This is a genomic window from Streptomyces sp. BE20 (assembly GCF_036322525.1).
Lineage (GTDB): Bacteria > Actinomycetota > Actinomycetes > Streptomycetales > Streptomycetaceae > Kitasatospora.
Genome location: NZ_JAQYWW010000690.1, coordinates 13,050 through 33,328, shown reverse-complemented (window position 1 = coordinate 33,328; position 20,279 = coordinate 13,050). Strand labels below are relative to the sequence as shown.

18 protein-coding genes are annotated in these 20,279 nt (G+C 75.0%); 6 read left to right on the top strand and 12 right to left on the bottom strand.

Annotation, left to right across the window (positions count from 1 at the left end; genetic code table 11):
- The first annotated feature begins 84 nt into the window (after nucleotides 1-84).
- Complete coding sequence (locus PUR61_RS15725) at nucleotides 85-822, top strand: carbon-nitrogen hydrolase family protein (protein WP_329879469.1); 738 nt, start codon at nucleotides 85-87, stop codon at nucleotides 820-822.
- A 234-nt stretch (nucleotides 823-1,056) separates the two neighbouring features.
- Nucleotides 1,057-2,451 carry a class II fumarate hydratase gene (locus PUR61_RS15720; protein ID WP_329879468.1) on the top strand — a complete coding sequence of 465 codons (1,395 nt, stop codon included), beginning with the start codon at nucleotides 1,057-1,059 and terminating at the stop codon, nucleotides 2,449-2,451.
- 66 nt (nucleotides 2,452-2,517) lie between these two features.
- Here PUR61_RS15720 and PUR61_RS15715 read toward each other — a convergent pair whose 3' ends face one another.
- Nucleotides 2,518-2,988, bottom strand: coding sequence for an SPW repeat protein (locus tag PUR61_RS15715; RefSeq protein ID WP_329879467.1), 471 nt, complete (start codon nucleotides 2,986-2,988; stop codon nucleotides 2,518-2,520).
- A 204-nt stretch (nucleotides 2,989-3,192) separates the two neighbouring features.
- On the opposite strand from PUR61_RS15715, the gene PUR61_RS15710 reads away from it, so the two are divergent.
- Together PUR61_RS15710 and PUR61_RS15705 are read left to right on the top strand one after the other, a co-directional pair.
- A complete protein-coding gene (locus tag PUR61_RS15710; protein ID WP_443035173.1) occupies nucleotides 3,193-3,834 on the top strand; it encodes a PadR family transcriptional regulator in 642 nt (213 codons plus the stop codon).
- A gap of 37 nt (nucleotides 3,835-3,871) precedes the next feature.
- Nucleotides 3,872-5,572, top strand: a complete 1,701-nt coding sequence (locus tag PUR61_RS15705) for an acyl-CoA dehydrogenase family protein (RefSeq protein WP_329879466.1) — start codon at nucleotides 3,872-3,874, stop codon at nucleotides 5,570-5,572.
- 55 nt (nucleotides 5,573-5,627) lie between these two features.
- Here PUR61_RS15705 and PUR61_RS15700 read toward each other — a convergent pair whose 3' ends face one another.
- The 3 genes from PUR61_RS15700 to PUR61_RS15690 all read right to left on the bottom strand — a co-directional run bounded on the left by PUR61_RS15700 (nucleotide 5,628) and on the right by PUR61_RS15690 (nucleotide 10,255).
- Complete coding sequence (locus PUR61_RS15700; RefSeq protein WP_380356103.1) at nucleotides 5,628-6,962, bottom strand: M28 family metallopeptidase; 1,335 nt, start codon at nucleotides 6,960-6,962, stop codon at nucleotides 5,628-5,630.
- A gap of 320 nt (nucleotides 6,963-7,282) precedes the next feature.
- Nucleotides 7,283-9,463: a sensor histidine kinase gene (locus PUR61_RS15695; RefSeq protein ID WP_329879465.1), complete on the bottom strand. Its 2,181-nt coding sequence runs from the start codon at nucleotides 9,461-9,463 to the stop codon at nucleotides 7,283-7,285.
- A 159-nt stretch (nucleotides 9,464-9,622) separates the two neighbouring features.
- Nucleotides 9,623-10,255, bottom strand: a complete 633-nt coding sequence (locus PUR61_RS15690) for a response regulator transcription factor (RefSeq protein ID WP_329879481.1) — start codon at nucleotides 10,253-10,255, stop codon at nucleotides 9,623-9,625.
- 341 nt (nucleotides 10,256-10,596) lie between these two features.
- Between PUR61_RS15690 and PUR61_RS15685 the strand changes: the two genes are divergently transcribed.
- On the top strand, nucleotides 10,597-12,870 hold the full coding sequence (locus PUR61_RS15685; RefSeq protein WP_329879464.1) for a sensor histidine kinase: 2,274 nt from the start codon (nucleotides 10,597-10,599) through the stop codon (nucleotides 12,868-12,870).
- Between the two features lie 336 nt (nucleotides 12,871-13,206).
- Nucleotides 13,207-13,962: a hypothetical protein gene (locus PUR61_RS15680; RefSeq protein WP_329879463.1), complete on the top strand. Its 756-nt coding sequence runs from the start codon at nucleotides 13,207-13,209 to the stop codon at nucleotides 13,960-13,962.
- Between the two features lie 159 nt (nucleotides 13,963-14,121).
- On the opposite strand, the gene PUR61_RS15675 is transcribed toward PUR61_RS15680, so the two are convergent.
- The 8 genes from PUR61_RS15675 to PUR61_RS15640 all read right to left on the bottom strand — a co-directional run bounded on the left by PUR61_RS15675 (nucleotide 14,122) and on the right by PUR61_RS15640 (nucleotide 20,255).
- Nucleotides 14,122-14,301 carry a hypothetical protein gene (locus tag PUR61_RS15675; RefSeq protein WP_329879462.1) on the bottom strand — a complete coding sequence of 60 codons (180 nt, stop codon included), beginning with the start codon at nucleotides 14,299-14,301 and terminating at the stop codon, nucleotides 14,122-14,124.
- Nucleotides 14,302-14,456: 155 nt separating this feature from the next.
- The gene (locus PUR61_RS15670; protein ID WP_329879461.1) at nucleotides 14,457-15,581 is read right to left on the bottom strand and encodes an NAD(P)-dependent alcohol dehydrogenase; all 1,125 of its coding nucleotides are present in this window, start codon (nucleotides 15,579-15,581) and stop codon (nucleotides 14,457-14,459) included.
- A complete protein-coding gene (locus tag PUR61_RS15665) occupies nucleotides 15,574-16,146 on the bottom strand; it encodes a VOC family protein (RefSeq protein WP_329879460.1) in 573 nt (190 codons plus the stop codon). The genes PUR61_RS15670 and PUR61_RS15665 overlap by 8 nt, the downstream gene beginning before the upstream one ends.
- A 78-nt stretch (nucleotides 16,147-16,224) precedes the next feature.
- Nucleotides 16,225-17,154, bottom strand: a complete 930-nt coding sequence (locus PUR61_RS15660; RefSeq protein WP_329879459.1) for an SDR family oxidoreductase — start codon at nucleotides 17,152-17,154, stop codon at nucleotides 16,225-16,227.
- Nucleotides 17,154-18,005, bottom strand: coding sequence for a cupin domain-containing protein (locus PUR61_RS15655; RefSeq protein ID WP_329879458.1), 852 nt, complete (start codon nucleotides 18,003-18,005; stop codon nucleotides 17,154-17,156). The genes PUR61_RS15660 and PUR61_RS15655 overlap by 1 nt, the downstream gene beginning before the upstream one ends.
- Complete coding sequence (locus PUR61_RS15650; RefSeq protein WP_329879457.1) at nucleotides 18,002-19,306, bottom strand: zinc-dependent alcohol dehydrogenase; 1,305 nt, start codon at nucleotides 19,304-19,306, stop codon at nucleotides 18,002-18,004. Before PUR61_RS15650 ends, PUR61_RS15655 begins: the two co-directional genes overlap by 4 nt.
- Complete coding sequence (locus PUR61_RS15645) at nucleotides 19,303-19,713, bottom strand: hypothetical protein (protein ID WP_329879456.1); 411 nt, start codon at nucleotides 19,711-19,713, stop codon at nucleotides 19,303-19,305. The genes PUR61_RS15650 and PUR61_RS15645 overlap by 4 nt, the downstream gene beginning before the upstream one ends.
- Nucleotides 19,710-20,255, bottom strand: a complete 546-nt coding sequence (locus PUR61_RS15640) for a hypothetical protein (RefSeq protein ID WP_329879455.1) — start codon at nucleotides 20,253-20,255, stop codon at nucleotides 19,710-19,712. The genes PUR61_RS15645 and PUR61_RS15640 overlap by 4 nt, the downstream gene beginning before the upstream one ends.
- Between the last annotated feature and the right edge of the window lie 24 nt (nucleotides 20,256-20,279).

Below are 20,279 nucleotides of genomic sequence, written 5' to 3'. Positions count from 1 at the left end.
TGATCACCATCCCGGATCACGCCCGATCACTCTCGATCCCACCTGATCACGCCCGGAGGCCCCACCGTGCCCGCGCCCGCGCCCGTGTCCGCATCCGCATCCCAGTCGGCTCCGCTGACCGTCGCCGTCGCCCAACCCGTCTGTGCGGAGTCCGGCCGGCCCGACACGGTCGTGCTCAACGTCGAACGGCACGCCGCCACCGTCCGGGAGGCCGGGACGCGCCTGGTGGTGTTCCCCGAGTTCTCGCTCACCGGGTACGACCTGGACGCACCCGCCCTCGCTCCCGGTGATCCCAGGCTGGCGCCCCTGGTCGCGGCCTGCGCCGAGACCGGCTCCGTCGCGCTGGTCGGCGCGCCGGTGGCGGACCGGGACGGGCGCGAGTACATCGGCACGCTGGCCGTCAGCGGCCGGGGCGTCGAGGTCGCCTGCCGGAAGACCCACCTGCACGGGCAGGAGGTCGAGCGGTTCGCCCCGGCCGGGACGCCGTCCGTCCTGGAGCTGGACGGCTTCCGCCTCGGCCTCGCCGTGTGCGCCGACGTCGCCGAGCCCGGGCACGCCGAGCGGACCGCCGGGCTCGGGATCGACGCCTACGTCGGCTCCGCCCTGTACGGGGTGAGCGAGTCGCAGCTGGCCAGGCGCGACAGCCACATGCGCGAGCGGGCCACCGCCCACGGGGTGTGGGGCGTGCTGTCCACCGGCGCGGGCGCCAGCGGCGACTTCGCGGAGACCTCGGGCGGCTCCGGCGTCTGGGCGGCGGACGGTTCGCTGGTCGTCCAGGCCGGCGACGGCGCGGGCGAGATCATCCGCGTCGAGCTCCGGTAGGCCCCTCCCGGGGCGGCTCCGACGGCGCCGCCCCGCCGACGCCGCAGCCCTGCTCCGGGTTCGGAAATACCCGGGGCCCGCGCGCGGCTGTGGTGATCGGGAGCGGGACCCGGAACCGGGACCCGGACCCCAGACCCCAGACCCGAGAGCGAGGGCCCGGGAACGGGCGCCGTACGGCCGTCGGACGGCCGGGGAACGGCGCCCGCCCGGACCGACCAGGAGGTGCGGCGCGCGATGGCCGACGAGCAGGAGTACCGGACCGAGCACGACTCGATGGGCGAGGTGCGGGTGCCCGCCGCAGCGAAATGGCAGGCGCAGACGCAGCGGGCGGTGGAGAACTTCCCGGTCTCCGGCCAGCGGCTGGAGCGGGCGCACATCGCCGCGCTGGCGCGGATCAAGGCCGCCGCCGCCCGGGTCAACGCCCGGCTCGGGGTCCTGGACGAGGAGACGGCCGAGGCCGTCGCGGCCGCCGCCGACGAGGTCGCCACCGGGCAGTGGGACGCCGAGTTCCCGGTGGACGTGTTCCAGACCGGCTCGGGCACCTCGTCCAACATGAACGCCAACGAGGTGATCGCCACCCTGGCCGGCGAGCGGCTGGGCCGACCGGTCCACCCCAACGACCACGTCAACGCCAGCCAGTCCTCCAACGACGTGTTCCCCTCCTCGATCCACATCGCCGCCACCGCCGCCGTCACCCACGACCTGATCCCGGCGCTGGAGCACCTCGCGGAGGCGCTGGAGCGCAAGGCCGCGGAGTTCGCGCTGGTGGTCAAGGCCGGCCGGACCCACCTGATGGACGCCACGCCGGTCACCCTGGGCCAGGAGTTCGGCGGGTACGCCGCGCAGGTCCGGCACGGGCGGGAGCGGCTGCTGGCCACGCTCCCCCGGGTGGCCGAACTCCCTCTCGGCGGCACGGCGGTGGGCACCGGCATCAACACCCCGCCCGGGTTCGCGGCGGCCGTGATCGAGGAGGTGGCGCGCGCCACCGACCTGCCGCTGACCGAGGCGAGGGACCACTTCGAGGCGCAGGGCGCGCGGGACGGACTGGTCGAGCTGAGCGGCCAACTGCGCACCGTCGCAGTCGGGTTCACGAAGATCGCGAACGACCTCCGGTGGATGGGATCCGGCCCGCGCACCGGCCTCGGCGAGCTCAACCTGCCGGACCTGCAACCCGGCTCGTCGATCATGCCGGGCAAGGTGAACCCGGTGCTGCCCGAGGTGGTGCTGATGGTCTCCGCCCAGGTGATCGGCAACGACACGACCGTCACGGTGGCCGGGGCGAGCGGGAACTTCGAGCTCAACGTGATGCTCCCGGTGATCGCGCGCAACGTCCTGGAGTCGGTCCGGCTGCTCGCCAACAGCGCCCGGCTGCTGGCCGACCGCGCCGTGGACGGCCTCACCGCCAACGTCGAGCGGGCCCGCGAGTACGCCGAGTCGTCGCCCTCGGTGGTCACCCCGCTGAACCGGTACATCGGGTACGAGGAGGCGGCGAAGGTCGCCAAGCAGGCACTGGCCGAGCGGAAGACGATCCGGCAGGTGGTGCTGGAGCGCGGGTACGTGGAGCAGGGCCGGCTCACCGTCGAGCAGTTGGACGAGGCCCTGGACGTGCTGCGGATGACGCGGCCGTAGGACAGCACCCGGGGCGCGGACGGCGGCCTCGCCGTTCCGCGCCCCGGGTCGGGCTTCCCGTGATCGTCAGCCCCTGGCCCGACCGGCCCGGCCGCGCCGCATCGATGCTCCGTTCGACGTCATGGTGGCCATCGAGATGGCGGCGAGCCCCAGCAGGAACATCACGCCGCCCGCGATCATGCAGGTGACGATGTTCTTGCCGCGGTCCACCTCACCGGAGACGACCCACGGAGAGATGATCGTCCACGCGCCGAGCAGGGTGGCCGCCCAGGCCCGCGCGTGGGTGCGTTCGTACGCGGATCCGTAGCCGGCCATCAGCACGCAGTAGGCGAGTCCGACGATCAGGCAGGTGACGGTCAGCGTGTTGAAGGCGGTGAAGCCGATGATCCACGGCGAGGCCGCCAGGAACAGACCGGCCAGCACGGCCAGGGCCTCGACGGCCTGGGCCCGCGGAGTGAGGGTGAGTCGCTCGTAGTGCTCCCGTAGTTCGACGATGTCCGGATGGTGCTCCATGCCCATCGGAATCTGGGTAGACACCGATACCACCTCCTAGGTTCGGCACATGGAGGGCGCTAGCCCAGTACCATTCTGGCGCCGTTCGACCGTTTTGCACCTTTTCGCCCCGGAAGCTACCCTGCCCCGCCGCTCTCCCCGACGACCCCCGACGACCCGGGTGACCTCCGTCTCACCCTCGCGCGCCGCCATTGCCTATGCAACTCGGTGCATAGCAGGATGCCGTTCATGGCACTGGAGCACGCGATCCTCGTCTCGCTGCTGGAGCGGCCCGGCTCCGGCTACGAACTGGCCCGGCGCTTCGACCGGTCCATCGGCCGCTTCTGGACCGCCACGCACCAGCAGATCTACCGGGTGCTGCGGCGGATGGAGACGGACGGCTGGATCTCCGTCGAGGAGGTCGCCCAGGACGGCCGACCGGACAAGAAGGTGTACTCGGCGGCCCCGCCCGGCCGGGCCGCACTCGCCGGCTGGCTGCGCGAACCCGTCGAACCGGAGACCGTCCGGCACGAGCTGGCCGTCCGGATCCGGGCGGCGGCCTTCGACGACCCGGCCGCGCTGATCCCCGAGGTCGAACGGCACCGCGACGGCCACGCCGCCCTGCTCGCCCGCTACCTGCACGGCGAGCAGCGGGACTTCCCGGCCCCGGACGCCCTCGACGCCCGGCAGCGGCTCCAGCACGTGGTGCTGCGCGGCGGGATCGAGTACGAACGCATGACCCTCGCCTGGCTGGACGACGTGCTCGCCACCCTGCACGACCTCGCCGGTGCCGACGTGGACGGCCGGTCCGCCGGCCCTGCGCGCACCGGCCCGGCCGGCGGACCGGACCCCGCCGACCGTACCGGCGGCTCCGCCGCCGACACCCCCTGACACCCCTCCCCACCCTCGACACTCCCGGGAGCCCGCGATGCTCTTCAACCCGCGCACCTACGACCCCACGCAGTTCGACGAGCCGACCCGCCGGCTGCTGCGCACGACCGTGGACTGGTTCGAGTCGCGCGGCAAGAAGGCGCTGATCGACACCTACGTCGACCGCACCTGGTACGCCGACTTCCTCGACTTCGCGGCGAAGGAGGGCCTGTTCGCCGAGTTCCTGACGCCCTCGGCCGCCGACCCGGCCAAGCGCTGGGACACCGCGCGGATCGCCGAGCTCAACGAGATCCTCGGCTTCTACGGCCTGGGCTACTGGTACACCTGGCAGGTCACCATCCTGGGCCTCGGCCCCGTCTGGCAGAGCGAGAACGAGGCCGTCCGGGCCCGCGCGGCGAAGCTCCTGACGGAGGGGCACGTGATGGCGTTCGGGCTCTCCGAGCGCAGCCACGGCGCCGACATCTACTCCACCGACATGATCCTCACCCCGGACGGCGACGGCGGCTTCACCGCCACCGGCTCCAAGTACTACATCGGCAACGGCAACGTCGCGGGCCTGGTCTCGGTGTTCGGCCGCCGCTCCGACGTCGACGGCCCGGAGGGCTACGTCTTCTTCGCCGCGGACAGCCGCCACGAGGCGTACCACCTCGTCAAGAACGTGGTGAACGCCCAGATGTACGTCAGCGAATTCCGCCTGGACGGGTACCCGGTCCGCGCCGACGACGTGCTGCACACCGGCAAGGCCGCCTTCGACGCCGCCCTGAACACCGTCAACGTCGGGAAGTTCAACCTCTGCACGGCCTCCGTCGGCATCTGCGAGCACGCGATGTACGAGGCCGTCACGCACGCCCGGAACCGGGTGCTGTACGGCCGGAACGTCACCGACTTCCCGCACGTGCGGCGCGAGCTGACCGACGCCTACGCGCGGCTGGTGGCGATGAAGCTGTTCTCCGCCCGCGCGGTGGACTACTTCCGCACCGCCTCCCCCGAGGACCGCCGCTACCTGCTCTTCAACCCGATGACCAAGATGAAGGTCACCACGGAGGGCGAGAAGGTCATCGACCTGATGTGGGACGTCATCGCGGCCAAGGGCTTCGAGGCGGACACCTACTTCGACAAGGCCGCCAAGGACATCCGCGGCCTGCCGAAGCTGGAGGGCACCGTCCACGTCAACCTGGCGCTGATCCTCAAGTTCATGGCCAACTACCTGTTCGACCCGGCCGAGTACGCCCCGGTGCCCGGCCGCCGGGACGCCGCCGACGACACGTTCCTGTTCCGGCAGGGTCCGGCCCGCGGCCTCGGCTCGATCCGCTTCCACGACTGGCGGACCGCCTACGACGCGCACGCGCACGTCCCGAACGTCGCGCGGTTCCGCGAGCAGGCCGACGGCTTCTGCGAGCTGCTGCTGACCGCCGCGCCGAGCACCGAGCAGCAGGCCGACCTCGACTTCCTGCTGGAGATCGGGCAGCTCTTCGCGCTGATCGTCTACGGCCAGCTGGTCCTGGAGCAGGCCGCCCTGACCGGACTGGACGCCGACCTGCTCGACCAGGTCTTCGACGCGCTGGTGCGGGACTTCTCCGCGCACGCCACCGAGCTGCACGGCAAGGCGTCGACGACGGACGCGCAGGCCGCGTGGGCGCTGGCGCACGTCCGCCGCCCGGTCGCGGACGGTGCGCGGGCGGCGAAGGTGTGGGGCATGGTCGAGGCGCTCTCCGGCGCGTACGAGATGCAGCCGTAGCCGCACCGGGTGGTCCCGGGGGTGCCGGCCCGGCCGGCCGGCACCCCCGGCGCCGTCAGAAGGTGAGCTTCCAGCTGTCGACGTAGCCGGTGTCCTGCCGGCCGATGTCCTGGACCTTCAGCTTCCAGGTGCCGTTGGCGGCCACGGCGGACGCGTTCACCGTGTACGTGGTCTGCACGTTGGGCGCGGAGTCGTTGCCGCTGGCGTCCTTCAGGCGGAAGGTGGTGCCGTTCGGCGCGACCAGGTCGATGACCAGGTCGCCGCGCCAGGTGTGCTTGATGTCCACGCCGACCTGGAGCGCGGCCGGCGCGTTGCCGGTGCGGCCCGTGACGGCGACGTCGGAGGTCACCGCCGCCCCGTAGTCCGGGATCTGCACGTCGGCGGTGTTCTCGAAGACCGTACCGGTGGGCGGCGTGGTGCTCCCGGCGGCCAGGTTCCAGATCGCGTACGCGATGGCGTCGCTCATCCGGTCCAGCGCGGTGTCGTTGATGTTGGCGGTGGTGTCGCAGGAGGAGTGGTAGCAGCGGTCGAACGGCTGGCCCGCCGTTCCGCCCCACTTCGCGGCCTGCGCGCTGGTCTTGGTGTAGTCGGCGCCGCTGAACAGGCCGCCGACCCGGATGCCCGCGTCCTGGAACGGCGCGTGGTCGGACCGGCCGTCACCCTCGAAGTCCTGCTCGGTGCTGATGCCGAGACCGGCGAAGTAGTTCCGGAACAGGGCGTCGAGCGTGCTGTCGTAGCGGTAGGTGAAGTAGCCCGGGTTGGGCGAGCCGATCATGTCGAAGTTCAGGTACGTGTCGATCTTCGAACGGTCCGCGGCGGACAGGCTGTTCACGTAGTTCTTGGAGCCGATCATGCCGTACTCCTCGGCACCCCACCAGCCGAACCGCAGGTGCTTGGAGGGGGTGAGTCCGGCCCGGGAGACGGCGAGCGCGGTCTCCAGGACACCGGCCGAGCCGGAGCCGTTGTCGTTGATGCCCGGACCACCGGTGACGGAGTCCAGGTGGGCACCGGCCATCACGACGTGCGAGGTGTCGCCACCCGGCCAGTCGGCGATCAGGTTGTAGCCGGTCGCGCCGTTGTAGCTGAAGGTCTTCAGTGTGGTGGTGTAGCCGGCCGCGTCCAACTTGCCCTTCACGTAGTCGATCGAGGCCTTGTAGCCGGTTCGGCCGTGGGCGCGGTTGCCGCCGTTGGCCGTGGCTATCGACTGCAGCTGGGCGAGGTGCGCCTTCACGTTGGCGACCGGGATGTCGGGGGCGGCGGCGAGAGCCGGGCTCACGCCCGCCGAGGCGACCCGGACGGCCGGGGCTTCGGGGGCCGCGACGGCGGCGGGGGCGAGGAGGGCGGCGGCGAGGGTGACCACGGCTGCGGTCGGCAGGGTGGTTCGGCGCAGGCGGAATCGCCGCGGGGCGCGCTCGGTCAAGGGAGGCTCCGGTTTCTGATGGGGCAGAACGGAAGCGCGGCACTTCGCGGGTAAGCGGGGTCGGGTCGCGAAGTTGACGCGACCATGATGATTGGGCCAAGTCGCGGACCCGTCAAGAGGGGAGGCCCGACGAGGGGAGCGAGCGGGCCGGTGACGGCGGCCGTTCGGCCACCTCCCGACACGCGCCGTCGCCGGCCGTCGGCCGCTCCCCGACGACCCCCCACCCGACGGCCCCCACGCGCCGTCGGCCGACCGCCGTCGGCTACCCGTCGACCCCTACCCGCCCTCGGCTACGCGTCGTCCGCTTCCGGCGTGCGGGGCAGCGCCGCCCGGACGAGCGCCCCGCCGTCGTGGTTGACCGCCGTGAAGCCGCCGCCCAGCTCCTCGGCACGCTCGGCCATCGAACGCAGCCCGACGCCGGACCCGCTCGGCCGGTACCCCGCCCCGCCGCCGCCCGCCGCCCGGGCCTCGGGGAACCCACAGCCGTCGTCCCACGCCTCGACGACGACGAGGTCCGGCCGGACCCGCAGGGTCAACCGGGCCTTGGCGGCACCCGAATGACGCAGGACGTTGTTCAGCGCCTCCCCGCTGATCCGCAGCACGGCCACCTCGACGGCGGCGGGCAGCGCGGGTGGCGGATCGGGATCGAGCACCAGGGAAATCCGCACCCGCGGCCCGTCCAGCTCCGCGACCAGCCGCCGCAACGCGACCGCCAACCCCTCCCCCGCCAGCGCGGCGGGCGCCAACCCCTCCGTGATCCGGCGGAGTTCGACGATCGCCTGGCCGATCCCGGCCGAGACGGCGCCCAGCGACCGGGCCGCCGCGGAGTCCTGCGGCACGGCGGCCCGCGCGGTGTCGACGCCGAGCCGCAGGCCGGACAGCGTGGGTCCGAGCCCGTCGTGCAGGTCGTGCCGGAGCCGTCGGCGCTCCTCCTCCCGGGCCAGCACGATCTGTCGCCGCCCGCTCTGGAGCTCCTCGTAGAGGCGCAGCGAGGCGATCGCGGGCGCGGCCTGGTCGGCGAGGAAGCGCAGCACCTCGTGGTCCTGGGCGTCCAGCTCGGGCTGTCCGGCGCGCGGCGGCGCGTACAGGTCGCCGATCACCGTACCCTCGTAACTGAGCGGGAAGACCTGGCTGTTGGGTCCCAGCACGCCGACCGAGGCGAGTTCGAGCGGTCCGGTGCGGGTGTGCAGGACCACCCGGGCGCCGGGCAGGCCGAGGGCGTTGACCACGGTGTCGCAGAGCAGCGGCGGCGCGTCGGACGGGCTGACGGCGCGGCTCAGGCGTTCGGCGAGCGCCCGCACCACCTGGTAGGGCCGGGCCCGGTCACCGTAGTAGAACCGGTCGACGGCGCGCACCACCCAGCGAGTGGTGGGGCCGAGCAGTCCGCCGATGGCGAGCGCCCCGGCGGCCAGCAGCTGGGCGTCCGCGGTACTGGCCTGCGGCAGCAGACGGCGCAGCAGCAGGGCGATGCCGAGGTAGCCGGCGATCAGCAGCGCGGTGAGGGCGAGGACGCTGAACATCCGGCGGGTCGCCCGGTCGAGGTAGTGGGAGCGGTCACGGGTGAAGGCGTAGCCGACCGCGCCGAGCATCCAGAGCGCCGATCCGGCGAAGTACGCGACCGCCGCGACGCTCTCGGAACTCCCCATCCGGAGCGCGATGTTGGTGGTGATCAGCCAGATCAGGTACGGCACGAGGACGGCGGTCACGGAGCGGTGCGGGCTCGCCGAGCGCCGCCAGCGGACGGCCGCCACCGCGAGGCTCGTGACGACGATGCCCCAGGCGACCAGCGTCGCCCGCCACTCCCCGAGCGGCAGCCCCCGGCCGTCCGGGACCAGGACGTCGTCGAAGTACGGGAGCGGGCTTCCGAGGCGGACCACGCATGCGTGCAGGGCGCTCCACGCCGCGATCGCGGCGACGTAGAGGCGGCCGGGCCCACCGGGCAGCCGCCCTTCGGGCAGCCAGAGGGGGAGGGCGAGGGAGATGAAGATGAACAGGGTGACGGACGCGAGCAGCAGGGCCGCGCCGAGCGCCTCCACGACCGGACCGGCGTCGGCCGCCGCGCCGGCGAAGAGGACGAACCGGGAGAGGCAGCCTCCGAGACCGGCGGCGAGCAGGCAGCGGCCGAGGCTGCGGCCGACGGGCGGGGCGGGTGCGACGCTCCCCGGCCGCGGGTGTTCCTCGGGGCCGGAGCGGTGGGCGAGGATGAGCAGCCCGGAGAGCGCGAAGGCGAAGCCGAGCAGGACGGTCTCGCCGTCGTGGAGGTAGAAGGGCGTGGCCCAGCGGGTGTCCTGGTGGGTGACGGCCAGCAGGACCCAGCCCAGGCCGCCGGCCAGCGTCAGCGCGCAGGCCCAGGCCGCCGGGGGCGGGCCCGCCCGTCGGGCCGCGGTCGGGCCCGGCGGCGCCGGGGCCGGACCGTCGGCCCGGGCCTGCGCCCGGTCCGCCCTGTCCGGGGTGACAGCCGGTTCACTCATGGGTGGCCTCCTCCCCCGCATCCTCGGCGTCCTGCCGTCCCGGGGGCGCGGGTCCGCGGTCCGCTCCCGGCCCCGGGTCGGCGGTCCGGCGGCGGGCCCGGGTCCGGGCGCGCTCCCGCCGGTCCCGTCCCGGGTCCGGCCGGTCCGGGGCACCGCGGCTCAGGCGTCGCCGAGGCCCATGTCGCGGGCCCGGGCGACCGCCTCGGCCCGGGTCGCGACGTGCAGCTTCTCGAAGATGTGGGTGACGTGGTTGCGCACGGTCTTCTCGGCGACCACCAGCTCGCGGGCGATCCGCCGGTTGTCCAGCCCCCGGGCCACCAGGTCCAGGACCTCCGCCTCGCGGGCGGTGAGCGCCGGGAAGAGCTGGCCGGCCTCCCGCACCCGGGCGCCGGCGAGCAGGGTGGTGATCCGTTCGGCCACGTCCGCGCCGAACACGGCGCCTCCGGCCGCGACGGTCCGCACCGCGTGCAGCACCTCCTCCCGACCCGCGCCCTTGACCAGGTAGCCGCGCGCGCCCGCCTGGAGCGCGGCCAGCAGGCTGCCGTCGTCGTCCGCCATGGTGAGCATCAGCACCGGCGGGGCCGGCTGCTCGACGGAGAGCCGACGGGTGGCCTCCAGCCCGGACCCGTCCGGCAGGGACAGGTCCATCACGACGAGGTCCGGACGGTGCCGCGCGACGGCGTCCGGCACGTCGGCGACGCGTTCGGCCTCGCCCACCACGGCGATGCCCTCGGCGCTCTCCAGGGCGGCCTTGAGCCCTTCCCGGAAGAGCGGGTGGTCGTCGACGATCAGGACCCGGACCGGCGGGACGTCCGGTTCCGCGCCGGGGGTGCGGTCCGGACGCCGGTCCTGGGCCCGGACCGGGGCGCGGTCGGGGTGCGGGGCGGGGTCCGGGTGCGGGGGCTCTGCGGAGGGGTGCTCTTCGTCCACCCGGCCGACACTACCAGCGATAGAAGAGTGACTTTCCGTGACATGCACGGCCCGCCGCGGGGCCCCGCCCGCGGGCACCCCCGGGAAGGACGAGACCGCTGCCCCATGCGCCCGGGACGACGGGCGGCCGAGACTGGATCCAGCGCTCGGCCCGGCGCCCGGCCGCCGGTGGACCCATCCCCAGTCCGTTTCGAGGCGGTGCCATGACCACGGTGATCTCCCTCCGGCCCCGGTCCAGACCCCACGGGCCCGCCCGGGCCACCCCGCACCGGACGCCCGCACAGCGCCGGCTGACCGGCGCCGCGGTCCTCACCGCGCTCTGCCTGGCGATCGCCGCCGCCTGGGTCTGCTACGTGCTGGTCCACCTCGGCGAACCCGGCGTGGACCGGCCCCGCGACCAACTCGCCATCCTGCTCTACGCCCTGCCGACCGCCGGCGCCGGAATGCTGCTGCACGCCCACCGGCCGGGAAGTCCGCTCGGCTGGGTGATGCTCGTCTACGCGCTGACGTCGATGCTGCCGAGCGCCGCCGCCGCACCGGTCTGGGTCGAGATCTCCGATCCCGCGATCGTGGGCGCGACGGCGGCCGTACGCGGGGTCTGCGACACGGTCAGCCAGACGCTGTTCTACGTGCTGCCGCTCTGGTTGCCGGCCGGGCGCCTCACCACCCGCCGGTGGTGGCTCTACATCGGCGCGGTGGCGCTCTGGGTGATCCCCGACGGCCTGTCCTTCCTCGACCGGACGACCGTCTTCGGCCGCCCCGGTCCGCTCGCCGGCACCGAGCCGGCGAGCTTCCTCGGGTCCGTCGCGGACCACCTGGACGGCCTCTACGACCCGGTCAACTACCTGCTGATCGGCATCGCGGCCGCCGTCCTGCTGGCCCGGCTGGTCCGGCCCGTGCCGGGCCGAGACGGCGGGACCGCCACCGCGCTGCCGCGGCACCGGGCGCACGTGGCGGGGATGCTGGGCGCGTACCTGCTCTGGGCAGGCATGCAGGACTACTACACCCGCCGGTACCCGTACGAGTACTGGCTGAGCTACTCGCTGTTCACCGCGGCGGGCGCGGTCTGGGCCGTCGCCGTCGCGTACCTGGTGGTCCGCGACGGCGGGTGGCGGCTGGACCGGGCAGCACGCTCGGTCCTGACCGGACTGCTGCTCGCCACCGGGCTCACGGTGCTGTTCGTGGTCTGCGCGGCCGTGCTCTCCGGCTGGCTGGTGCCGGGCCGGGGCGCGGCCGCACTGCTGCTGATCGCCCTGGTCTACGGGCTCGGCGCCGGACTGCCGTGGGCCACCCGCCGGGCCGTCGGCCTGGTGGACCGGCTCTACTACGGCGAACGCGCCCAGCCGTACCAGGTGCTGCGCACACTGGCCGGCCAGGTCCGGCAGGTCGTCGAGCCCGAGCGACTGCCGTCCGCGCTGTGCACGGCCGTCGCGGCGGAGCTGCGGCTGCCGGGCGTCGCGCTGACCGTCACCACCCGGGCCGGGAGCCGGCCGCTGGCCTCGGTCGGCCGGACCGGCGGGAGCCGCCAGGGCTTCCCGCTGATCCACCAGGGCACGGTGATCGGCGAGTTGACGGTCGGCCTGCGGGCGGGCGAGGAGGAGCTCGACCCGAGCGACGTCGACATCCTGCGCTCACTGGCCGACCAGGCCTCGCCCGCCGTCGCCTCGCTGCGACTCCTGGAGGACCTCCAGGCCAGCCGGGAGCTGATCGTCGCGGCCCGGGAGGAGGAACGGCGCTGCCTGCGCCGGGACATCCACGACGGGCTCGGGCCCGCGCTCGCCGGGCTGCGGTTGCGGGTGGACGACGCGGCCTCGGCCTCGGCCTCGATGACGGGGACCGGGAGCGACGCCGGGGCGGGGACCGGGGTCGGCGGCACGGGCGGCAGCGGGCGGGCGAGCGGGGGCGGCGGCGGCAGTAGCAGTGACAGTGGCAGTGGTCACCGGCTCACGGAGAGCCTGCAGGGGATCTCGGAGGAGCTCGCGATGGCGATCAAGGAGGTCCGGCGGATCACCGACCGACTCGGACCGGCCCCGCTCGGCGAGTTCGGGCTGGCCCGGGCCGTACAGCAGCTGGCGGCCACGTTCAGCGGCGACGGCCTCGCCGTCACCGCCGTGGTGGAACCCGAGCCGCTGCCCGAACTGCCCGCCGCCGTCGAGGTGGCCGCGTACCGGATCACCGCCGAGGCGCTGAACAACGTGCTGCGCCACGCCCGGGCCCGCCGCGCCCAGGTGGCCCTCCGGGTGGACGGCGCGAGCCTGACGCTGACCGTCCAGGACGACGGGGTCGGGATCGGCGAGGCGCCGCGGCCCGAGGAGGAACCGTCCGGCGGAGTCGGCCTGCGGTCGATGGCGGACCGGGCCGCGGAGATCGGCGGCAGCTGCACCGTCGACGCGCTGTCCCGGGACAGCGGGACGCGCGTGCTGGCCGTACTGCCCCGCTACCCGTCCCGGAGCGGCGATCCGACCCCGGGCGGATGACGTCGGGCAGCTGACCCCGGACGGGTCGCGTCGACCGGCCGGCGGGGGCGAGGCGACGGAGGCGAGACACGGAGGTGCGGCGGGCGGACGGCGGCGCCGTCCGTACACTCCTCCCGTCAGCGCCTCTGCCGGGTGCTGCGATCGGGAACGGGGGGCGCGGTGTCGGCGGTCGAGGTTCAGCGGGTGTGGCGGCCGTCCGCCACGGACCTGCGGGCCGGGCGGCGCCCCCTGGGGTGGACCGCCGGGCCGGCGGGGGAACTGGCGGTTCTGCTCGTCGGCCGGGCGTACCTCCGTCGGAGCCACGCCGTCAGGGGTCGGGCGGGACACGGTCCGGCGGTGCCGTTCGACGGCGTGCTGGTGGTTCGGCGGGCGGACGGGTCGGTGCGGCGCCGGCCGGTCAGGGACGTGCCGGTCAGCCCCGACCACCTGGCGCTTCTCCCGAATTCCCGGCTCCTGGTGGCGAGCGCTCGGGCGTATCAGGAGCCGGCGGGCGGGTGGAGCCCGAACGCCGTGGTGTTCTGCCTGGGGAGCGGCGAGCAGGAGGACGCCTTCTGCATTGGCGACGACATCCCCGCCCTGGTGACCGACCGCGGGGGATCGATCTGGACCGCCTACGGCGACGAGGGCGTCTACGGGGAGCATCCGGAGTCCACTGCCGGGCTTGCCGGCTGGAGCGCCACGGGCCGGGCGGTCTGGGCCCCGGGCGGGCGCCTTCCCGACGAGCCGCTGGAAGGCTGCGCCGCCGCCACCGAGGGCGACCGGGTCTGGCTGGTCTGGTACTCCGGCACCCGGTCCGATGAGACGTTCCTGACCCGGATCACCCCCTCGACGGGTGAGGTGACCAGCCGGCCGAGCCCCGTGCGCGACCCGGACGGATTCGCCGTGCGCGACCGTCGAGCAGTCCTGACCCGTCGCACCCACGACCAGCGGTCGACCGAGGTCGTGCGGGCCGAACTGGTCGGCGACACCTGGCGGGTGATCGACCGGAGCATCCTGCACGTGCCCGGCCGGGTGGTCAGGCACGGCGGGCAGGGTCGGGACGGCGTGTTGTGGCTTCGCGCCGGCAACACCTGGATCCGTGTCGAGGCGTGACCGCCCCGGAGGCACGCAGCTCGTGATCCGCGGCGCCGCCTCGACGGCGTTCCCGCCGGGCGGGCGGTCTCCGCACAGGCTGCCGCCCCCGGCGCTGGCGGCGCCGGGGGCGGAGGCAGGGGACGAGTGATCGGGGGACGGAGGAGAACCGAGGGGTGATCAGCCCTTGCAGTCCTTCTCGCCCGGCTTGCAGCGTCGCGCGGAGTCCGCGGCCTGGACCGCGGGGCCCGCCTTGGCCGCCGCGCCGACGACGGCGCTCCGGATGACGGCGGTGGCTGCGGCGAAGCCGACGATTACGGACGCGACGCCGAGCGTCTTCGTTGCCGTGTTCGTTGCCATGGATGATGCTCCAGATTCTTCGCTTCCGAGGGGTCGAGCCGATCGGCCGCTCTTCCTCCACTCTGGGCGGACCCGCGCCCCGGGCGCATGGGCCCGCCGTCCCGTTCCGGTCCCAGGACGGGCCCGGCAGCCGGGACGGCGGTCGTCGCCGCAGGTCAGGGCAGGGTCAGTACCGGCTTCACCGCCTCCCCCGCCTCCGCCGCCGCAGCCGCCTCCTCGATCGCCGCGAACGGGAAGGCCCGCACCAGCCGGTCCACCGGCAGGCGGCCCGCACGGAACAGGTCGACCAGGGCCGGCAGGAACCGCCCGGGCACGCTCGCCCCCTGGTTGACGCCGACGATCCGGGGCGCCCGGGCCAGCAGCGCGGGAACGTCCAGGCCCACCTCGCTGCCGGCCGGCGGCGCGCCGACCACCCCGCAGGTCCCGCCGACGGCCAGCGCGTCCACGGCCTGCCGCAGCGCGCGGACGCTCCCACTGGTCTCCAGCGTGTGGTCGGCGCCGCGTCCGCCGGTGAGGTCCAGGACCGCCGCCACCGGGTCGTCGGCGCCCGCGTCGACGACGTCGGTCGCACCGAGCTCCCGGGCCAGGGCCAACCGGGCCGGGCGGAGGTCCACCGCCACGATCCGCGCCGCCGGGGTCAGCCGGGCCGCGAGGACGGCGGCCAGCCCGACGGCGCCCGCGCCGAACACCACCACCGTGTCGCCCGGCCGGGGGCGCAGCACGTGGAACACCGCGCCCGCGCCGGTCTGCACCCCGCAGCCGAAGGGGGCCAGCAGTTCGAAGGGCAGGGCCGGTCCCGGGACGGCGACGGCGTTGCGTTCGTCCGCCAGCGCGTGGGTCGCGAAGGAGGACTGGCCGAAGAAGTGGCCGTGCAGGACGGCCCCGTCGCGGCGGCCGGTGCCGCGCAGGGTGGCGCTGCCGTCCAGCCGGTGGCCGCCGAAGAGATTGAGCGCGGCCCAGTGCTCGCAGCGCACCGGGCGGCCGCCCAGGCAGGGCGGACAGGCGCCGCAGGAGTCGAACGTCAGGATCACGGTGTCACCGGGCCGCACCCTGGTGACGGCGGCGCCGACCGCGACCACCGTGCCCGCGCCCTCGTGGCCGAGGACTGCGGGCAGCGGGGCGGGCGTGCGGCCGGCCCGGACGCTGAGGTCGGTGTGACAGATCCCGACGGCGCGGATCCGGACCAGCACCTCGTCGGGGCGCGGGTCGTCCAGCAGGACGGTCTCCGGCTCGAACGGTCCGCCCCTGGTGTCCACCACGGCGGCGGTGGCCTCAATCATCGCCGCTCCCGGGCGCGTCGGCGGACGCCCACGGGGTGTCGGGCGTGAACAGCCGGTCGCGCGTGGCGCGTTCGTAGGGCATCCCGGGGGGCATCGCCAGCACTTCCAGCTGGAGGCCCCAGGGGGTGCGGAAGTACACCCAGCGGTCGCCGTCGATCGGGCCGCCGTCGGCGACGGTCTCTGGTTCGCCGAGGACCTCGACCCCCGGGCAGCCCCGCAGGTAGACGACGGCGCGGTCGACGTCGTCCACCGCGATCGCCAGGTGGTGACCGCCCCAGTCACTGTTGACGGGCAGCTCGTGCCGCTGGCCCGGGGCGGTGTACTGGAACAGCTCCAGGTTGCTGACCGGGCCGAGCCTCAGCATCGCGATGTGCGCCACCGCCTCGCGGTGGACGCCGAGTTGGCGGGCCATCCAGTCGCGGTCACCCTGCGGTGCGGCGACCGGCCCGACGCGGTAGAGCAGCCGCGCGCCGAGCACACCGGTGAAGAACGCCACGGCCGCGTCGAGGTCGGGCACGGTGTAGGCGACGTGATGGACGGCACGGGCACCGGGGATTCCGGTCATGGCGTACTCCTCTGCGAAGTCGGTCGTCAGGTCGGTCGTCAGGCAGTCGATTCGTCCGGTGGTCGGGCCGTCAGATCGTCAGACCGGTCGCCCCGCCGGCTGCCGGGCGTCGCCGGGCCGCTCGTGCGCGGCGTCGCGCTGGTTCGCGACGGCGCTCATCAGGCTCAGGCCGCCGTCGACCGTGAGCGAGATGCCGGTGGTGTAGGCGGCGTCCGGCCCGGTCAGGTGGACGATGGCTGCGGCGACCTCGGCGGCCCGGCCCGGGCGGCCCACCGGAATGGCGGGACGAGGAGCGAACCGGGCCGGCCGGGCGGCGTCGGCGGGCGTGCCGGGGTCGGCTCCGTCGGGTGTGTCGGGTGTGTCGTACTCGTCGGTCGCGCCGTTCATCCGGGTGGCGGTCTCGCCGGGGCTGACGGCGTTGACGGTGATCCCGTACGGGGCCAGTTCCAGGGCGAGCACCTTGGTCAGCTCGCCCAGCCCGCCCTTGGCCGCGCAGTAGGCGGCGCCGCCGACGATCGGGGTGAACTCGTGGACGGAGGTGACGTTGACGATCCGCCCCCCGCGCCCCTGCCGGACCATCCGGCGGGCAGCCGCCTGGGCACAGGCGAACGGGCCGCTGAGATCCACCGTGAGGATCCGCTGCCAGTCGTCCAGCGTCTCGTCGAGCACAGGTGAACGCCGGTTGACGCCCGCGCAGTTGACCAGGATGTCGAGCCCGCCGAGCCGGTCCGCCGCGCCGTGCACGGCCCGGGCGGCGGCGGCCGGGTCGGCCAGGTCAAGCGGCAGCAGCACGGTCCGCCCGCCGGCCAGGGCGGCGGTCCGGCCGGCGGCGGCGCGGTCGGTCCGGTAGCCGATGGCCACGGTGTGGCCGGCCCGGGCCAGCGCGACGGCGGTGGCCCGGCCGATACCGGAGCTGGCACCGGTGACGATCGCCACCGACGGCGCCGCGGCGGCTCGCCCGCGTCCGTCGGCGGGCCCTTCCCGGCGGTCGGGGTGCCCGGTGTCCATCAGGCCACCTCCGGCACGTCGGCCGGACGGACCTGGTAGCCGGCGCCGGTCAGGCTCGACGCACCCAGGTAGCCGTACAGCGCGGCGGTCGGGCCGGCCGGGCCGGTCCGGAACCCGTGCCACTCCCCCGCCGGGACGAACACCAGGTCACCGGCCCGGAGCGGGACTTCGGCGGTCTCGGTGAGGTGGCCGCCGGCTCCGGACATCACCAGGAAGAACTCGTCGGCGTGCGGGTGGCGGTGGAGGTCGTGGCCGCCCCCGACCGCGAAGGTCGAGGCCGCGACGGTGAGCCGGCGGGCGCCGACCGTGTCGGCGGTGGCGAGCCAGCGCACCTCCATCCCCGCCGAACCGGCGATCCGGCCCGCGGCGCCCGGCTCCCGCAGGACCGGGCCCGCCTCGCCCGCCCGGCGCGCGGCGGGAACGGTCCCGGCGGCGGGGGCGGTCCGGGCGGCAGGAGTGGCGGGGGCGGTGGGAGCGTCAGGGGCGGTGGGCCGCGACGGGCCCAGCGGGACGGGGTACGGGAGCGGCGCGGGCCGGTCGTCGGCCACCGCACGCGGCCGGACGGTCAGGACGGCCGCGGGCGCACCGGGCAGTGCCGTGATGCCGCAGGAGCTGCCCGGCGGGTGGTACAGGCCCTCGCCGGGGCCGAGCACACGCCCGGCCGACCGGATCCGGCCGGAGAGGACCACCGTCACCGACTCGGCCACCCTGGAGGGGTGTTGCTCGACCCGGACCCCCGGCGGCAAGGTCTCGACGGTCAGCCCGCCGTGGACCGAGGGCAGGTGGAAGGGGTCGATGAGTCGGCGGAACGCGGGGGCCGTGCGGGGCACGGCGGCGGGTACGAAGATCACGCGAGGTCTCCTTGCACGGGGGGAGTCGTGGGAGTCGGGGGAGTCGTGGTGGCCGGACCGGACCGGGGCTCCCGGCGGGGCCGGCCGGTCGGGGCGGACCGGCGCCCGGGGCCGGCCGGACCGGGGACGAACGGGGTCGGGCCGCCGACGCGGCCGAAGTCGAGCAGGATCTTGGGCGGGCCGCTGCGCCCCTCGGCGAGCAACCGGAAGGCCGCCGGCCCTGCGGCCGGCGGCAGGACGGCCGCGATGAGCGGTTCCGCCACCAGCACGCCGTCACGGAACAGCCCGAGCGTGCGGTCGTAGTGGTCGAGACCGTGCCGGACCCCGATCACCTCCAGTCCACGCAGGGCGAGCCGGCCGGGGGCGAAGTCCGGGTACGGCTGCCCGGCCACGCCGATCACGGCGAGCCGTCCGCCCGGTTCCAGCAGTTCCAGGCCCAACCCGAACGCCTCGACCGCACCGGACGCCTCGACGGCGAGGGCGTAGCGGGCGCCGGCGGTGCGCGCCTGTCCGGGGGTCAGGGCGCGGCGTGCCCCGCAGCGCAGGGCGAGGTCCCGTCCGGCCGGGTCGATGCCGACGACGTCGACGGATTCGCCTAGCCGGGCGGCGAGTTGGACGGCGAGCAGTCCCATCGTGCCGGTGCCGATCACCGCCACCCGGTCGCCGAGCCGGCAGCGGGCCTGCTCCAGGCCCGCCACCACGGTGACCGCCGGCTCGGTCAGTACCGCCGTCCGGTCCGGTACCTCGTCCGGGACTCGGGAGAGCGAACGCTCGGGCAGTTGCACGTACTGGGCGGCGGCGCCCTGGCGACCGTAGAGGCCGACCTCGGTGAGGCGTTCGCAGAGCGGACGGCGGCCCTGCCGGCACATCCGGCAGAGGCCGCAGTGCACCATCGTGTGACCGACCACCCGGTCGCCGGGCGCGAACCCGGCGACGTCGCGGCCCACCTCGACGACCGTCCCGCACCACTCGTGCCCGGGGACGAGCGGGTAGCCGGCCCGTCCGTCCCGCAGGTAGGCGGCGGTGCCGTGGAGAAGCTCCAGGTCGGTGCCGCAGAGGCCGACCAGGGAGGTGCGCACCGTGACCGCGTCCGGCCCGGGTGCCCCCGGTCGGGGCACCCGGGCGAGGGCGATCCGGTGCGGCGCCTCGAACCGCAGGGCGGTCATGGCCCGGCCGGACGCACCCGCCGGGCCCCGGGACGGTGCCGGTCCGGAGGCCGGCACCGCGTTCGGCACCGGGATCGGCGCCGGGATCGGCCCGGTGACGGGTCCGGTGACGGGTCCGACGGGGCGGCCGCTCACGGTCGGGTCCGTCGTTCGCTGCGGCGCCGGGCCAGGGATTCCCTGGTCGCGGTGGTGCGGCGGGCCGCCGCGAGGCTGAGGCAGAGCACCTCCGCACCGACCGGGCCGGCCTCCAGCACGAGCGTGCGGCCCCGGGTCGCCAGGAGCAGGTCGCCGTCGACGGCCAGGTGGTCGGGCCCGTCGGCGGTCCCGCCGACGAGCAGGGATCCGCGCAGCACGTAGAGGACGGTCTCGGCCTCGGGCTGCCCCGCCAGCGTGTGGTGGGCGCCGGGGCTGAGGCGCAGGTGGTCGAAGGACTCGCACGCGCTGGCGAGCATGGAACGGCGCGCCAGGCAGCGCAGTCGGACGCGTTCGCCGTTCGGGCCGAGGATGACGGCGGCCGAGGCCGTCGCGGTGGTGACGATCACCGGGACTCGCCTCCCTTCGGGCTCGGGGGGTTCTCGGGGCGGTCCGGATGTCCGGGGCGGTCGGCGCCGCCGGAACGGCTGCCGCGCTCGGGGTTCTCCGGGGATTCCGGGTCCGCGCGGTGTTCCGCCTGCGCGGGCCGGTCCGGGTGCACCGGGCGGTGTTCGGTGGTGGGGCGGCCGGCGGCCGGGTGGGCGACGGCCCGGCCCGGATGCCCGGCGACGGCGAGGACGGCGTGGAAGAACTCCAGACCGGCCGTTCCTGCGGTGAGCACGGTGCCCGTGCCCAGCGGCAGCGTCACGGCGGTGCCCTCGACCAGCGGGATTCCGGAGTCGGGGGCCGTCGACGCCTCCGACCCGGGAGCGGTGGCGGTGCCCGAACCGGCCGTGATGTAGAGGGCGCGTTCGACACCCTCGGCGACGACCTCGGCGCTGCGGCCCGGGTCGAGCCACTGCAGGCCGACGGCGCGGAGCGGTCCGGTCAGCACCCGGCTGGGGTCGACCGCGCCACGTCGGCGGAGGTCGGTGATGACGGTGCCCGTCATGACGGGGACTCCTTCTGCTGTCCG